This window comes from Pseudomonas sp. LW8, assembly GCF_041956865.1.
Lineage (GTDB): Bacteria > Pseudomonadota > Gammaproteobacteria > Pseudomonadales > Pseudomonadaceae > Aquipseudomonas > Aquipseudomonas siliginis.
The window spans coordinates 3,182,815-3,198,207 of the sequence record NZ_CP168138.1 but is presented as its reverse complement, the minus strand read 5'-3'; the positions used below and the strand labels follow the sequence as shown (position 1 = coordinate 3,198,207).

General features: G+C 57.9%; 18 protein-coding genes. 8 read left to right on the top strand and 10 right to left on the bottom strand.

The genetic code is table 11. The features are described 5' to 3' along the window. Positions 1-386: 386 nt before the first annotated feature. The 6 genes from AB9L16_RS14440 (at position 387) to AB9L16_RS14415 (ending at position 2,780) form a co-directional block, all read left to right on the top strand. On the top strand, positions 387-815 hold the full coding sequence (locus tag AB9L16_RS14440) for a hypothetical protein (RefSeq protein WP_236169864.1): 429 nt from the start codon (positions 387-389) through the stop codon (positions 813-815). 12 nt (positions 816-827) lie between these two features. Next, positions 828-1,064 carry a hypothetical protein gene (locus AB9L16_RS14435; protein WP_375122292.1) on the top strand — a complete coding sequence of 79 codons (237 nt, stop codon included), beginning with the start codon at positions 828-830 and terminating at the stop codon, positions 1,062-1,064. Positions 1,065-1,087: 23 nt separating this feature from the next. Further along, a complete protein-coding gene (gene cdiI / locus AB9L16_RS14430; RefSeq protein WP_236169865.1) occupies positions 1,088-1,450 on the top strand; it encodes a ribonuclease toxin immunity protein CdiI in 363 nt (120 codons plus the stop codon). Positions 1,451-1,515: 65 nt separating this feature from the next. Then, positions 1,516-1,857: a hypothetical protein gene (locus AB9L16_RS14425; RefSeq protein WP_236169866.1), complete on the top strand. Its 342-nt coding sequence runs from the start codon at positions 1,516-1,518 to the stop codon at positions 1,855-1,857. Between the two features lie 119 nt (positions 1,858-1,976). Beyond that, positions 1,977-2,396 carry a hypothetical protein gene (locus tag AB9L16_RS14420; protein ID WP_163025627.1) on the top strand — a complete coding sequence of 140 codons (420 nt, stop codon included), beginning with the start codon at positions 1,977-1,979 and terminating at the stop codon, positions 2,394-2,396. A gap of 81 nt (positions 2,397-2,477) precedes the next feature. Continuing rightward, positions 2,478-2,780 carry a hypothetical protein gene (locus tag AB9L16_RS14415; RefSeq protein ID WP_122087874.1) on the top strand — a complete coding sequence of 101 codons (303 nt, stop codon included), beginning with the start codon at positions 2,478-2,480 and terminating at the stop codon, positions 2,778-2,780. An 89-nt stretch (positions 2,781-2,869) separates the two neighbouring features. On the opposite strand, the gene AB9L16_RS14410 is transcribed toward AB9L16_RS14415, so the two are convergent. The 10 genes from AB9L16_RS14410 to AB9L16_RS14365 form a co-directional block, all read right to left on the bottom strand. Then, positions 2,870-4,501 carry a BatD family protein gene (locus AB9L16_RS14410; protein ID WP_122610884.1) on the bottom strand — a complete coding sequence of 544 codons (1,632 nt, stop codon included), beginning with the start codon at positions 4,499-4,501 and terminating at the stop codon, positions 2,870-2,872. After that, positions 4,498-6,234, bottom strand: a complete 1,737-nt coding sequence (locus AB9L16_RS14405; protein WP_071172681.1) for a tetratricopeptide repeat protein — start codon at positions 6,232-6,234, stop codon at positions 4,498-4,500. Before AB9L16_RS14405 ends, AB9L16_RS14410 begins: the two co-directional genes overlap by 4 nt. Beyond that, on the bottom strand, positions 6,231-7,310 hold the full coding sequence (locus tag AB9L16_RS14400; RefSeq protein ID WP_150635092.1) for a VWA domain-containing protein: 1,080 nt from the start codon (positions 7,308-7,310) through the stop codon (positions 6,231-6,233). The genes AB9L16_RS14405 and AB9L16_RS14400 overlap by 4 nt, the downstream gene beginning before the upstream one ends. Continuing rightward, complete coding sequence (locus tag AB9L16_RS14395) at positions 7,303-7,800, bottom strand: DUF4381 domain-containing protein (protein WP_065616204.1); 498 nt, start codon at positions 7,798-7,800, stop codon at positions 7,303-7,305. Before AB9L16_RS14395 ends, AB9L16_RS14400 begins: the two co-directional genes overlap by 8 nt. Next, positions 7,797-8,741 (bottom strand): DUF58 domain-containing protein, encoded by a 945-nt coding sequence (locus tag AB9L16_RS14390; protein ID WP_016774988.1) that lies wholly within the window; start codon positions 8,739-8,741, stop codon positions 7,797-7,799. The genes AB9L16_RS14395 and AB9L16_RS14390 overlap by 4 nt, the downstream gene beginning before the upstream one ends. Before the next feature lie 5 nt (positions 8,742-8,746). Continuing rightward, positions 8,747-9,706, bottom strand: a complete 960-nt coding sequence (locus AB9L16_RS14385) for a MoxR family ATPase (protein ID WP_007913915.1) — start codon at positions 9,704-9,706, stop codon at positions 8,747-8,749. A 167-nt stretch (positions 9,707-9,873) separates the two neighbouring features. Continuing rightward, positions 9,874-11,580, bottom strand: coding sequence for an ATP-binding cassette domain-containing protein (locus AB9L16_RS14380; protein ID WP_095180311.1), 1,707 nt, complete (start codon positions 11,578-11,580; stop codon positions 9,874-9,876). A 26-nt stretch (positions 11,581-11,606) separates the two neighbouring features. Continuing rightward, on the bottom strand, positions 11,607-12,413 hold the full coding sequence (locus AB9L16_RS14375) for a YcaO-like family protein (RefSeq protein ID WP_375122291.1): 807 nt from the start codon (positions 12,411-12,413) through the stop codon (positions 11,607-11,609). Then, positions 12,379-12,792 carry a hypothetical protein gene (locus AB9L16_RS14370; RefSeq protein ID WP_375122290.1) on the bottom strand — a complete coding sequence of 138 codons (414 nt, stop codon included), beginning with the start codon at positions 12,790-12,792 and terminating at the stop codon, positions 12,379-12,381. The genes AB9L16_RS14375 and AB9L16_RS14370 overlap by 35 nt, the downstream gene beginning before the upstream one ends. Positions 12,793-13,311: 519 nt before the next feature. Further along, positions 13,312-13,668 carry a hypothetical protein gene (locus tag AB9L16_RS14365; RefSeq protein WP_056789468.1) on the bottom strand — a complete coding sequence of 119 codons (357 nt, stop codon included), beginning with the start codon at positions 13,666-13,668 and terminating at the stop codon, positions 13,312-13,314. Between AB9L16_RS14365 and AB9L16_RS14360 the strand changes: the two genes are divergently transcribed. After that, positions 13,667-13,882: a hypothetical protein gene (locus tag AB9L16_RS14360; protein ID WP_252876435.1), complete on the top strand. Its 216-nt coding sequence runs from the start codon at positions 13,667-13,669 to the stop codon at positions 13,880-13,882. The genes AB9L16_RS14365 and AB9L16_RS14360 overlap by 2 nt on opposite strands. Before the next feature lie 79 nt (positions 13,883-13,961). Further along, positions 13,962-15,356 (top strand): hypothetical protein, encoded by a 1,395-nt coding sequence (locus AB9L16_RS14355; RefSeq protein WP_252876434.1) that lies wholly within the window; start codon positions 13,962-13,964, stop codon positions 15,354-15,356. The last annotated feature ends 37 nt before the right edge of the window (positions 15,357-15,393 follow it).

The following is a 15,393-nucleotide window of genomic DNA, read 5'->3' as shown; positions in this document are numbered from 1 at the left end:
TGATGTGCCCGTCTCAAGACCGTGTGCGAGCAGTTACTTTTCTTGAGTTGAGCCACCAATACAATGCCTAAATTTTCCTGTGTGTGCGGTCAGATAATCAATTTGTCTCATGGTACGTCCGAGTCAGAATATTCGATGGTTGCCGAGCGAAAGATAGATGAGCTAGGTGCTGCCTTGGCAGATCGTTGGTTGTCAGAGGAAGAGTTCTATCAGCAGATAGGAGCGGGTGCTACTACTGTTTATCGATGCAATAAATGCGAACGACTACATATTGATCAAGGTGGCGGTAAATTTTCTTCCTATACCAAGGAAGTACGTTAGGGCGCGCCCACATGCGTTGCGGGGAAAGAGTAGAAACTGGATTGTTCGCCAGCAAGAGGCTTCAAATGGACTTTTCAATTGCGGAATACGGATTGGTCGGCCCCCTGAATGGAAAACTGTCCAGAGCTCAAGTGCGCGAAATTCTGGGAGCCGGTTTCGAAGTGTTCTGGAAAACACCTGACTCCTTGAATACTACCGATGCTTATATTCAGCTCGATCTTCATGTCTACTACGACGAGCGAGATATAGTTAAAGGGGTAGAGTTTTTCGAAAGAAGCACGGTGTCCTGGAGCGGGCACAAGCTGGTAGGCGAAACATCCACGGACGTGTTGGCTTTGTTTCGTCGCCATGGTATTGACCCCGTCATTGACGATGACGGATTTGAAGTCGGTGAGTTGGGGATGGGGTTTTACGTTGACGATGACGACGACTTGATCACCACTTTATATATCAATCTGCGCCGCGAAAATTCATTCAACGGCATCGTGCTCTAACAGGAGCCAGAGATGATCATCTGCCCAAGATGTCAGCAGAATTACATTGTCTGTGCCCATGTCAAGGCCACTGGGAAAGAGTTATTCATGTGCCCAGAGTGCGACGCTACCTGGTTTTCAGTTGAGGCGATCGGCGTTGCGCCTTTTCTGGACTTTGGGACTTATATGGAAAGCATAGGCTTGTCGATGCTGTGGGACGAGTTGGACATTGTTTCCGGTTCAGAAGACTCAAGAAATGACAGTGTATGATCCGGCAATGAAGTGAGGTTGTTATGAAGGAGTTGTTCGGTCAGCCATACCGCCAGTCAGACCCTTATTGGATTGTCAAAGGGTATTTTGACCGGATGTATGATGATGGCCGTTTCATCGAGGCTGCGGGCTATATTGTGAGGCGTTGGGGGTTCAGTGTTGATGGAGCATACTGTAACTTTCCTGATGTAAATAGCTCATTTGAAGAGGGCCATTTCGAAGGAGTGGAGTTTTCTTATGGGTATCCCTCTAGCGATGCAGACACAATTATTATCAGTGAAGAGGTCTGCATGGAATACCTTCGGCTAGCTTGTGATAAGTACCTACAGCGTCATCCTGAATATAAGGCGAAAGTCGATGTTCTCTTGAGTGAGAGCCATGTCTGATAAGTAAAAAGTGTGCCATTTGTTCAGCGCAGCCAAAAGTTATCCGATCAAGAGAAAGTTGAAAGATGAAAGATTTCGAGTCAGTAAAGAAACTGATTATCCAATTGGTGAAAGATAAAGCCGGTGATTTTGATGGTGGCAGTTGGGAAGCTGATTACAAGCTGAACTGGGAAGACGAGTTAGCGGAAAGGCTAGCAAACGCTTTCTACAATATGTCCAGAGCGGCATCCGCCAAAGAAAATACAGATGATGTCATGTTGAAAGCCGCGTTGCTGAATTCACGAACGGACTTCATGGATCTCGCCAATTTTTTCAGGGATATTTTCGACGATTTGGATGCACTGCTGCGCAAGCCAGTCTGGCCGGATATTCCAGAAGGATTTGATTATCAGGGCTACCACCAGTGAGTTATCCATAGGTGCAGAATGCGACGACATCGGGTCTTTAGTAAGGGGCGCGGGCGTCAAGCCTGACCATCTTGGAAGGACTCGCGCATCTTTCTTGGTTCAGGAGATCCCCGGAAAAAATGACAATGGTATTTAGTTTTTTAAGTCGCGGTGATCTCGGGTTGATTCACGCTGGCATGTCCCGAGAGGAATCAAGGAAGGCGCTTGGTGGTCGGTTTGAGGCGTTTTACAAAGCCGAAGATTCGACAGTACCGACCGACGCTTACGATGATTTAGGCGTGCACGTTTACTTTGATGAGCGCTACCGGGTCTTTGGCGTTGAGTTTTTGAAATGGAGTGAGCTTGTTTGGGACAACCAGAAACTGGTCGGTGAGAATGCGCTTGTGGTTCGACAGTTTTTGGCCAAGCGAGGAGAGGTTCTGGTTTTCAATAATTCAGGCTTCAGTGTCACTGGCGTGGGTTTAAGGTTTTATGTGCCTGATTTCGGGGAAAACGACGCCATCGTTGAGGCTGTCTATGTAGAAGTTGGTGGCGCATGAGGAGAGGCGCGGGAAACAAATAGCTTATGGATTGGACATCTCAGAGGAACTCAGCTTCAGTCGCAATCTGGAGGTTTTACAGTGATTACCGAAGACATAAAGATCGTCCAAGAGATCTTCCAGGTGGTCGAAGCCGGCATCGTCCATGGCTATGACGCGTTCCGTTATGGCGTGGAGTTGGGGGAGGGCTACATCGAGACGGAGCTGTGCGTTGAGAAAGATGGCGTCGAGGACTGGAACGCTGAAACTGATATTAACGGGGCGATTATCCTTCGTTTGGTCGACCAGCTTCAGGAAAACGCAGTCAAGCGTGGCGAGCCATGGAAGTCATTCGTCCTCTCCTATCGAGAAGGCGAACAAGTCAAAACGAAATTCGAGTATTGATTCCGGACTTTCCGATCAAAAGATCGCAGCCTTCGGCAGCTCCTAAACACAATCCGTAGGCGCTACCAAAGGCTGCGATCTTTTGCTGTTCACTTCGGATAAAGCGGCGGCAACCCACTCTCACCCACCGGATCCTGCACACGCTCGGCGGCGGGAATCGTTCGAATCGCCCGCCACAAATCCTCACCCTGCCAATGCTGCCCGGTCTCGCTGTACAGCGCGCCGTTCAGCCCATCCAACGCGTCCGACAACGGCACAAACCGCGCGGCCATGTCTGCCAGTGTCTCCGGCTGCTGCCGCGCCCAGGCGTCCAGTGCCTGGCGGGTGGCGTGGGGGTCGTTGGCTTGGCTGGCGCGTTTGATGTCGTCGAGCAGGGTGCGTGGGCTAGGGCCGGTCTGGGCGGCGCGGTGGATTGCCGGTTGCCAGCGGGCGCGCCACCAGAGGCCGAAGCCGAGCAGGGTGGTGCAGGCGAGGATCAGGGTGCTGAGTTTCCACCACCACAGGGTGTCGTTGTCGGGCGTGCTCGGTTGCAGGGTGCCGGCCGGGGTGTCGATTTGCAGGCTGGGGTTGTTCGCCACTTGCAGGGTGCGCGCGGGCAGGCTGCTGTGTTCGAGGTGGTCTTCGAAGGTGTTCCACCAGACCACGTCGACGGTTGGCAGGTCGATCGCGCCGCTGCGGCTTGGCACCAGGGCTTCGCGCTCTTCGCGGCTGCCGATGATGCCACGATCGCTGCTCTGGTTGCTCAGCACCGGTTGGTCGGGGTAGCGGCGCAGGCCGTTGACGTCGGTGGCGGGAAGGGCTGGCAGTTGCGAACTGGCGAGGCCTTCGACTTTTAGCGTCAGGCTGCGGGTCAGGGAATCGCCGACCTGGGTGTGGTCCGGTTCCGGGCTCCAGCTTTCGCTGAGGCTGAGGTTGCGCGCCGGCAGCCATGGTGCATCGACCGGGTAGGTCAGCGGTTTCGGTTTGACCGTCAGCGGAATCGACGCCGAGCTCACGCGCATCAGTTTGCCGGGCTTCGGCCCCGAGGCGTCTGCTGATGGTGCGGTATCGACCAGCGTGGCGCTGAACGTCTGCGGGGCGATCGTCAGCAGACCGCTGTGTTGCGGATAGATCGCGTAGCGCATCTCGATCACGCCGTGGCGCAGGCCATTGATGTCTTTTTCATAGGTGCGCGTGTCGCCGAGCTGCTCGATGCGCGCATCGGCGATTTGCAGCGGGCTCAGGCTGCTGTCGTCGTACAGCGAAACCGAGTGATAAATGCGCAGGGTCAGGATGGCCTGGGCCTGCACGTAGACGCTGGTCTGGTCGAGGCTGGCTTCGATGAACACCGGATCGAGGCTGTTGTTGTCTTCGCGGTTGTCGCTGGCGATCACCTGCACGGTGATCGGCTGGCTCTGCGCTTCGCCCAGTTGCAGCGGCGGAATCACTACGCTGCCATTTTCTTTCGGCAGCAGGGTGATGATCCAGCGTGTGGTCGCGCGGTTGTCGCCGTTGAGGGTGTTGAGCTGGTTGACCTGGCGCGTGCCGCGCACTTCGAACAACGCTTCCAGCGCCGACAGATCGGGCTTGCCGAACTGGGTGACGTCGTCAGTTTCGAGGGTGAGCTCGACCGTCTCGCCGGAGTTCAGGCGACTGCGATCCACGCTGGCGGTCAGCTCGGCCGCCTGAGCGGTGGCCGTGCAGATCAGCAGGGGCAGCAAGAGAGCGGTGAAGCGGGTCATCGATTGTTTTCCTGATCCTGATGTTGTTGCTGTTCGTACCAGAATTTGCGCCTGAGCAGTTCGCCCGGGTCGTCCGGGATCTTGCCCAGCCATTGTTCGAGCGCCTGACGCTGCTCGCCTTCGAGGTTGTTCTCGCTCGGGCGCAGGGTCGGCACCGTGTCGGTTTCCTCTTCCTCGTTGCTGCCGGGGATTTCATTGGGGCCGGGCAGCGGCGGGGCGGTCGGCGGCGGTTCGCTGGCCGACTCGGCCGGTTGCGCCTCGCTCTGGGTTTCACTGCTCACCGCCGGAGGGGGCGCGGTAGTGGGCGATGGCTCATCGCCGGGCAGACTTTGTTCGTTGGGCTGGTTGTCCGGTTCGGGCGGCGGCGGGGCGTTTTTCTGCTTCAGCAGGTTTTCCACCAGCGCCTTGTTGGTCTGCGCCGGACGCAGATCCGGTTGCAGTTCCAGCGCCTGTTCATAGGCGTCGATTGCTGCTTCCAGCTCACCGCTTTTGGCCAGGGCGTTGCCACGATTGTAGTGGGCGCGGGCATCGCTGCCCTCGGCGAAACGCTGAGCGGCGCCACTGTAGTCGCCGGCCTCGTACAACGCCACCCCTTGCCACTGATGATCTTCAAAATGCTGCGCGGCTTCGGCCGGGCGCTTCTGCTTGAGCAGGTGCAAACCTTGCTGGTCGGGGCGCAGCCACAAGTCTTCGAAGTCGAAAGCGTAGCTCGGTTGCGGCAGGCACCACAGCAGCGGCAGGCAGAACAGCCAGCCACGGCGCCCGGCACACGCAGCCAGCAACAACAGCGGCAACAGCAGCCAATAGCCCTGATCGGCCCACGTATCGAGGCGCACGGTCTGGCCGTCGTCGCGCAGGCTGCGCGGGCCGTTGAGCAGGCCAAGGGCACCGAGATCGGCTTCGTCGAGTCGCGCCGGGTGATACTCGCCGCCGACGCTGTTGAGGAATGTCGCCAGACCAGGACTGTCGAGTTGCGGCACGCGGATCGCGCCTTGCTCGTCCTTGAGGAAACTGCCGTCTTCCTGGGCAATCGGCGCACCTTCAGCGGTGCCAATGCCGAGCATCAGCAGTTGCGTCGACTCGCCATTGAGCGCACGGCGAATGCCGCGCCGTTCCTCTTCATTGAGCGACGAACCGATCAACAGAATCCGTCCCTGTCCCAGCGCACCTTGCTTGAGCAAGGCCAATGCTTTGCCCACGGCCAGATCGGCGCGGTGGCCGGCTTCCGGCATCAGCGACGGCTTCAGCGCGTCGAGCAGATTGCGGCTGGTCGCCAGATCATCCGACAGCGGCACCAGCGTGTGCGCGCTGCCGGCATAAACGACGATGGCGGTCTGCGCATCGCTGCGCGCCTGCAACAGGTCGAACAGCTTGCGCCGCGCCTGTTCCAGACGCGTCGGTGGAGAGTCGGTGGCGAGCATCTCCGGGGTCAGTTCGAGCACGACTACCAGTGGGTCGGCGGGTTTCTGGCTGGTCTGTTCGACGCGCTCCCAGCTCGGCCCGAGCAAGGCCAGAATGGTCAGCAACCACGCCACACCAAGGGCGATCCACGGCAGTTTGCTCTGGCGACCGCTGCCGCCACTGAGCAGCGCAGCGTGAAATGCCGGCGGCAGAATCATCTGCCAGCGACCGGCGCGTTTCTGTCGGTGCCAGAGTTGCCAGAGCAGCCAGCCGAGCAGCGGCAACAGCAGCAGCCACCAAGGGCGGAACCAGTGCGGCCAGAGCGCGATCATCGGCGCCTCCGCAGGCGCAAACGTTGCAAGCGCTCACGCCAGTCCGGCAGCGGACTTTGTAAATACAGTTGTTTGGTAAACAGGCGTTGCAGCGGATTGTCCGGCCACAGTTCGCGGACGACCAGCAACAGGCTCAACCACAGCGCCAACGCCAGCGGCCAGTGATACAAGGCTTGTGCCGGGCGTGCCTGAGTCGGTTGCTGAGTCACCGGTTCGAGCTGATCGAGGGTGTCCTTGATCGCTTGCAGCTCCAGGCCGTCATGGGCGCGGAAATACTGGCCGCCGGTGATTTCGGCGATGGCCTTGAGTGCCGGCTCATCCAGATCGAGGCTCGGATTGACCCCGAGCAGGCCGGTCGAGCCGCTGTCCTCGGGATTGGCGCCGATGCCGATCGGATAGATTCTGACGCCTTCGCTGGCGGCCAGTTTTGCGGCGGTCAGCGGATTGATTTCGCCGCCGTTGTTGGCGCCGTCGGTGACCAGAATCAGCACGCGACTTTGCGCCGGGCGCAGGCGCAAGCGTTTCAGGGCCAGACCGATGGCATCGCCGATCGCGGTGTTCTTGCCGGCGATACCGATCCGCGCTTCGTCGAGCCAGATGCGAACGGTGCGCCGATCGAAGGTCAGCGGCGCTTGCAGGTAGGCCTGGCTGCCGAACAGGATCAGACCGACGCGATCGCCGTCGCGGCTTTCGAGGAAATCGCCGAGCAAGTGCTGCACCAGCGACAGACGACTGACTTCTTCGTCCTGCCACTGCATGTCGGGAAAATCCATCGAACCGGACACGTCCACCGCCACCAGCAGATCACGGCCACTGGCGGCAATTGGCAGCGGCTCGCCGAGCCATTGCGGGCGGGCGGCGGCGGTCAACAGAATCAGCCACAGCAAGATAAACGGCGCCTGCTGCCGCCACGCCGGCAAGTTGGCGCGGGCGCGGCGGCGGGCGAGGCCTTCGAGGTCGGCGAGGAAACTGACTTTCAATGCCGGCTCGCCGCTGTCGGCCACCGGCAGGATCAGGCGCATCAGCCACGGCAGCGGCAACAGCACAAAGATCCAAGGCCAGGCGAACTCAAACATGTTTGCGAATCCACGTGTCGACCGCTTGGGTCAGGCCGGCGATGGCTTTGTCGTCGAGTTTGCATTCCGGTTTGTACGCGCCTTCAACCAGCACCATCCAGCGCGTCAGGCCGGCAGCGGGGCAGCGGTTATCGAGGAAGGCCAGCCATTTGCGGCCGTTGAGGGTGTGGCTCTGGCTGTACGGATAGTGGTTGCGGCACAGGCGTTTGAGCAGGCCGTTGAGTTGTTGCAGCCAAGCGCCGGCTGGTGCACCGTCGTAGGGTTTGGGCATTTGCGCCAGTTCGGCGAGCGCGGCGATGCGTACCGGGTCCAGCGGCTGCTCGGCGCGCACCACCGGGCGTTTCTTGATCGGAATGAAACGGCGCAGCTTCCACACGGCAAAACCCAGCAGCGGCAACAGCAGAAGCAGCAGCCACCAGCCGGGCGCCGGCGGCCAGAAGGCGATCGGCGGCGGCGAGATCAGCGGTTGCAGTTGTTCGAGGCCGTTCATCGACCTTTCCCCGGACGCTGCGGGTTAAGGAACTCGCGCATCTGCTCGACCATTTCACTCTGCGTGCTCAACGGCATCAGCAACACCCGCAGCTTTTGCGCGAGCAATTCCCAACGGGCGATGCGCGCTTCGGCCTGGGCGCGGTAGGTCTGGCGCAGGTCGAAGTTCAGCGTGTCGATCTCCAGTTGCGCGCCACGTTCGGCGAAGCGCAGCAGGCCGGCGGCGGGCAGAGCGTGATCGAGTGGGTCGGACAGCGGCAACATCAGCAGATCACAATGCCGCGCCAGCAGACTCAATTGCTGCTCGGCGCTGTCGGACAACGCGCGTTCGTCGCAAATGACGATGGCCAGACTGCCCGGCCGCAGCACTTCCCGCGCGCGGCGCAGGGCCACGCCGAAGGCATCGCGATCTGGCTCGCGCTCGCTGTGCAGCGACTGATTGACCTTGACCAAGCGGTTGAGCAATTGCAGCAGGCTCTGCTTGCTGCGCCGAGGCTTGATTTCGTAGTGCTCGTTGTCGCCGAACACCAGCCCGCCAACGCGGTCGTTGTGCCCCAGCGCGGCCCAGCCGATCAACGCCGCGACCTGCGCCGCCAGTACCGATTTGAACATCAGTCCCGAGCCGAAAAACAACCGCGTGCTTTGCTCGACCATGATGAAAATCGGTCGCTCGCGCTCTTCGTGGAACAGCTTGGTGTGCGGTTCCTGCGTGCGCGCGGTGACGCGCCAGTCGATGGTGCGCACATCGTCACCGGCCTGATACACCCGCACCTGATCGAAGTCGACGCCACGGCCACGGAATTTCGAGTGATGCAGGCCGATCAGCGGGCTGCGCTGACTCGGCGTGGAAAACAGCTGCACCTCGCGCACGCGGTGACGCATCTCGATCAGCTCGGCGAGGCTGATGCGGATACCGGGTTCGGAGGGCAGGGCGGCGTTCATGGGGGTCAAGCGACGGCGACGACGTCGAGAATCCGCTGCACCACGCGATCCTGATCGATGCCAGCGGCTTCGGCTTCGAACGACAGAATGATGCGGTGGCGCAACACGTCGAACAGCACGGCCTGAATGTCTTCCGGGCTGACGAAGTCGCGACCGGCCAGCCAGGCGTGGGCGCGGGCGCAGCGATCGAGGGCGATCGAGCCGCGCGGACTGGCGCCGTAAGCGATCCACTCGGCCATTTCCGGATCGAACTTGGCCGGGTTGCGCGTGGCCATGACCAGTTGCACCAGGTATTCCTCCACGGCGTCGGCCATGTACAAACCAAGGATTTCCTTGCGCGCGGCGAAGATCGCCTGCTGGCTGACCCGACGCTCGGGCTTGGTCTCGCCGTTCAACGCCTCGCCGCGCGCCTGTTGCAGGATGCGCCGTTCGACGGCTGCGTCAGGGAAGCCGATCTTGACGTGCATGAGGAAACGGTCGAGCTGGGCTTCCGGCAGCGGATAGGTGCCTTCCTGTTCGATCGGGTTCTGCGTGGCCATCACCAGAAACAGCGGCGACAGCTCATAGGTGCTGCGCCCGACGCTGACCTGACGCTCGGCCATCGCTTCGAGCAAGGCCGATTGCACCTTGGCCGGCGCACGGTTGATTTCGTCCGCCAGCACAAGGTTGTGAAAGATCGGCCCTTGCTGGAAGACGAAGCTGCCGGTTTCCGGACGGTAGATTTCGGTGCCGGTGATGTCGGCCGGCAGCAGGTCGGGGGTGAACTGAATTCGATGGAACTGGGCTTCGATGCCCTCGGCGAGTTCTTTGATCGCTTTGGTCTTGGCCAGACCGGGAGCGCCTTCAACCAGCATGTGGCCGTCGGCGAGCAGGGCGATGAGCAAACGCTCGATGAGTTTTTCCTGGCCGAGAATCTGCGTTGAAAGAAAGGTTCGCAGCGCCAGCAGCGCTTCACGATGTTCCATCGGTGACTGTTCCTGGAAAGGGGGTGGCCGGGGCGTTCGGATAACGCCGGGGCTGGGGGCGTTACTTTAATCCATCGTGGGGGGCGGCGACTAACGGCATTTGCGCGATTTGTCAGTATCGGCCCTCGTTTGCACTGCGTGGGGCCGTTTCTGGACGTTTTTGCGATTCAGGTCTGCGTGTGCAAGCTGTGCAATATGACCTTGATGGCGGGGCGCTCAAGCAGTTCGAACCATTTGCCTTCATCAACGATGGCGCCTTGCTGCATGACGAGCACGCGGTCAAAACGATGGAGATGTTCAACATCATGGGTGACACATATAAGGCCCTGTCCAGCGAATGTCTTGAATAGCAAATCCCACACTGGTGTAGCGAGTTTCGGTTCAATCGAAGCACTCGGCTCATCAAACAGATTGAATTTGCCCGGTCGATTCAGAAGTCGCAGCAACGAAAGCCGCTTCGCTTCACCTCCGGAGATATTGGTGGCGTTTTCAGCGATGTGACCTCGGCCAATGATTTCATCAAGCTGGAGGCATTGAATTGCCTCGTTCAATGTTTTCGACTGCTCAACACCGAAAAGTACGGACTGTTCAAAACTTCCTTCCAGGAACTGCGGAGACTGGGGGCTGTAACGCACCGTTTCCAGATGAACGCGAGCATTTAAGCGATCTATGCACAGCTCGTCGATGAACAGCCGGGGCCGCACCGAAAAATCCAGTCCTGCCAGCGCTTCGAGTAACGTCGATTTGCCAGCGCCGCTGGGCCCGATGATCGCAACGGATTGGCCCTGTCGGAAGCTGATCTGGCTGGCAATTGATAGCTGCGCAACACCGTTATGGGTGATCTCGCAGGGCTCGAGCCGTAATGTTGATAGGTTATGCAACGCATCAGAGTCATTGCGGCGATCGTTATCGAAGTCAGCAGTTGCAAGTAATTCTTTGAGTCGCCGTTGATCAGCCGAAAATTGATCCAGCACCCGATAGCCTTCGGTCAGCGCCGATACATTCAACAGGAACGTACCAGCAATAGAGGAAATGGCCACCAACTGACCGACGCTGATACTTGCTTGTCCGGACGTCTGATCCATGACTCCCCAAGCCAACAAACCGCCGGTGGACAGGCTGATAAACAAAATCTTCGCCGCGCTCAACAGTCCGCCCGAGCCTGCTACGGTCACCGCAGCATTGGCGTAGCGCTCAAACGCTCGGTTCAAGAGTTGCAGGGCCGTGCGTTCGGCGCGTTCCAGTTTTATCGATTTACCAGCCCTCAAAGTATTGACCAAGGTTGCACTCAGCTCATCCTCCTGGTCATTAACAGCATCGATGTGTTTTCTGCGCCATCGAATGATCCGGTGAGTTGCATAGAGATAACAGCCACCGAGGCCAGCTAGCGCGCAGAAAACCCAGGCTCCGCCCATATACCAGAATGCGCCGGCCACAATAAGAAATTCCAGGCACAGGGGAAAACCCGTAGTGACGAAGAACATCAGCAACTGTTCGTGGGCAGTGATTCCGCGCTCGACCGACTTGATGAAGTGTCCTACTCGCCACGTGCCAAACTGGGAAAAATCCTTGCCCATCAACCGCGCCATCCAATTGATGGAAGCATCCATGACAATTCGCTGGACGAGCTTTGAGAGCAGCAGCGTTTGCAGGGGGGTGGTCATCGACTGAATGCAACCGGCCAGCGTAAAAGCTGCGGTGAAAAAAAGCAGCGTACGCAGCGTTGTGTGATCGGCATCGTTTAGTGAATCGACGATCTTGCCCAATAACAAAGGAGGGGCCAGGGCCAGGATTTTCAGGGTGATGGTCGCGCCTATTGTCATCACCAGCAGGAGTCGATGTTTCTCGCAGGCTGTTCTTATAAATGTCTGCATGAGTATGGGCCTGTGGTCGTTTTGGATCACGCCGTTGGCGTGCTCCTGGTGCCGAGCAAAATGTGCTGAAGAGCTACGGGTTGGCCATTTCTGATTATGTTGAATCGGTCGAGACCCGGGATATAAGTCTGGGTAACTACGTTGGTCCCCGGGTACTCCATGACTGTTCTGAAAAATAGGACTTTGTTCATACCGCTCAGGTTTTTTCGGAGCAAGGCAAGTTGTTCAGGAACAGAGAGTGCAAGCAGGCTTTTTGGCGGCGCCAGGGTATTGAGTTTCAAGTTTTTAACGGGTGCAAAGTCTATCAGCTGTTTCAGTTTCTCGGATTGACAAAGCACATCAAGTACCTTTCGGTCCGCGATTTCATCGTTGGCGTCGTATAAGGCGTTTGATTGGAATTGCTCCGTTACCGCTCTTTGGATGGCGATAAATATGTCCAAAGAACAGCCGGAGCCGATTGCGGATATATGTCGGTCGCCGGGGCCGGTTCGTGGGAATGCAACCGCCAGATAAACTTCTGACTCGTCTTTGATAATGATGATCTGCAAAGCTTCGGCAGCCCGTAGCGCGTATGAGTTGTTGAACAGGGCTTGCGCAAGCAGGGGCGCCGACGGTGAGTAGAGATCTATCGCAGGTATCAGTCTGCAGACGGCCATGAAAAACCGGGACAACAGGTGTCGCTCAATCAGTTCCAGGGTACCGTGCAGCAGTGCTTCTGATTTCGTGCAGCCGAAAGCAGTTCCTGAGTTAGAGGCGTAGCGATTTAAAAAGCGCGTCGGTTGACTCGTTGTTTTACGTTCATCTTTGACCGGATACAGCAGGGCGCATGGCACAAAAAGCCCGGCGCAGCCGTCGAGTGCTGCAAGCTGCAGACACTGTAGAGGCTCGATGTTTTTTCGCAGACTTGTAAATGCCGTCCGACTCGACCCCGTTCTGCGAAGCGATGTCACTGCAACCAAGCGTTGTGCAAAATGGCGGCTCGGCGTGAAACATCGCGTAGTGCTCAAGGCTTTCAGCAAGTGCACCTACAAGCGCGTCGGGACCTTTGCCTGCGCCTGATTCAATCAGCGTGTCGTATTCGTTATAGAGTTCGGCAGTAGCGACCAGATTACCGTCATCGACATAGCGCACTCGCGCTTTCAAACCCAGTGTCTGGATAACATTGTTTATTCGGACAAACGCTTCGCTGGATGAAATCTCACGCTCTGACATGGTGAGCCTCGTAGGCTTGAATGCCGAAAGATCGACTTTCGGCATTTTCAGGATTGGCTGATCGGGAGGCCGAGTCAGCGGGTCAGTGAGGCGAAGAAGTCCAGTTCCGTCGCCAGGAAACCTTCAAAGTGGCCCGAGCCATAAGGCAAATCCTCGAAGGTGTTTATTTCAGAACGTTTTCTACCCATTACATATGACTCCATTGAATATCACGTTGTCGGCACTTTTTTGTGCGCCGAGCTTGCATGTTTTTTTGCAAGCGCAACGAGTAATAACAAGGGAGGGGTGGGCCCGCAATCAGACGGCTTCCGATGATTGCGTAGGGCACTTCTTGAGGAGTAGTAGGATCGAACTTCGTGCTGTTAAACACAGCGGCGTTCTATGCGGAAAATTAGCGCGAATTATGGTTTTCAGGTGTTTAGAGCTTGTAGAGGTATCGATCAGCGTGGAATTAATGACGATGGCATAAGGGGCGATCAAATGCCGTCGTCATTTATCTTGTCATGCGAGCCGACCTGGTTATTCCAGATTAATTACAAAAGTTCCTGTCCCATCGAGAATATTCTTCAAGGTCTCAACAACCTCTTCCATATCCACCATATCCGGGTTGAAAGCGATCTCCAGCACATCATCCCCATTCAACGCATCGGCATCCGCCGCAGCAATCTCGATCTTCAGCAGTTCCGACGTCAGCGTGACCTTCACGCCGTCAAGCGTCGACGGCTCGCCATCCAGGGTGATCTCCAGCTCATCCTCATCCGGATAACGGCTCATCAGGAACATCTCACCCTTGTCGCTGTGGCAGCAGAGCATGGCCATGTTGTCTTCTTCGTCGTCGCACGGGTTGACGATCAGTAGGGCGGTGGTCATTTGCATGGGTGAAATCCTGGGCAGTGGCGGCGGTGAATCTGTTCGAAGGCGCGATTTTGCCAGTCTCTGCTCGTTCGCGCTGCCTGCATCGGCAAAAAGTCGCAAAGCAGGACATTTCCGTCGCCCGGTTCCGAGTAGCGAGAAGGGAAAATCCGACGCCAGCGTAAGGCAATTACCGGATGCGCAAAATCCACCCGAAATTGCGATTTTTCGCTTGTGATCGCCACCGTTTTGCCGTTAGTTTCGCCGCTCTTGCGCAACGGAGTGCGTTACCAAAACCCCGAAAAAGGACCTTTGCCATGACTCAATATTTCGAACGCGCCGAAGAAATTCGCCACCTGTCTGACGAACAGATCGAGGAGATCTACAAGCGCTATCTGGAAGGTGAGAAAACTTCGCAGCTGATGGCGCAATTCCAGATTCCTTCCACGGTGCGCAGTCTGCTAAAAGTTCTGCCACCGATCGTCAGCACAGACCTCACCTGTCCTTACTGTGAACTGCCGATGTGGATGCGCCGCTACGCCAGGGGAACTCCGCTTTCGTTGCGCAGTGCATTCAAATGCGTCCGCTGTGAGCACCAGCACAGTGTCCCCGGCGCCAATGGCCGCCACGCAGCGTGCAACTGCACAGAATGTTTCAAGGTTCGCCAGCAGCAACTGGCCGCCCGGGCAGCGCGGGACCGTCTGGAGTTGCAGGCCAGATATGGCGCGCAACTCCCTGCAGTGCCTTACGCCAATCTGGGCTTTGTGCAGAAGTTGACGTTGCTTGCCTTGCTCGATGATGGCTACGGCGCAAACGTTGAATGGATTGCGCCGTTGAACGCGCCATCCCGAGAGGAGCTGCTCGCCCTGACCTTCGAGGCGCGGGAAGAGTTGCTCAAAGACCTGCACGAAGCCGGGGTGCTGGCGGTTTCCACCGAATCCGATATCAACGCCTTCGATCGCAGCGAGGGTTGCAGTATTCGCGAGTACAGCGCCGTGCGCTGGCTGCCCAACGTCACGCTGGATGGCGCGGCGCGCAGTAACCGAGAGAATCTGTATCTGGCGCTGTATCAGGAATTGTCGGGCAGCGTAAAGGCTGCCTGGAAGAGCGAAATCTATTCGCTGGTCTTCAGTCTCGCCCGCGAAGAGTCGCTTCAATACATTCGTGTGCTGGCCAGTGAGGTGGATTTCGCCTTCACGGCCGAAGCCCGTGCCGATGAGGTGGTCGGGCAGTTGTTGCAGGACTTCTCGGTGAGTCAGTTGTATTACTTCGCCCGCTTGGCGGTACGAAACGCCGCGCACTTTTATGCCACCGGCAATTCCAAAGGGCGCAGTCACGCCTCCAACACCATTCCGCGCAACATGCTGGGCACGGCGCAGGACGCGCTCGTCCGTAACTGGCGCAAGAACGGCCATCGTGATGCGCGGGTGCCGCAGACAGCCTTGCAGCGACTGCTTTACGACGTAGTGCTGAAGGACAGCGGCGCCGGATTCTCAAAGTCGCCGGGCATGTACTGGCGCGACGAACTGGTTCCGCAATTCTTCAGCGCCGTAGCGTTCGACAGCGACTTGCTGGGCAATCTGCGCCTGTTCTGCCGCGAATGCGATTCGAGCAACATTGACGCCAGCATGGACAAGCAGATCCTGCAGACGATGTGCTACGACTGCGCCACGGTGAGCAAATTCAGAGCCTTTGAGGAACTGCCGGACTGATCCGCGTCAACCGCCAGCGCTGAACCGGATGCCACGC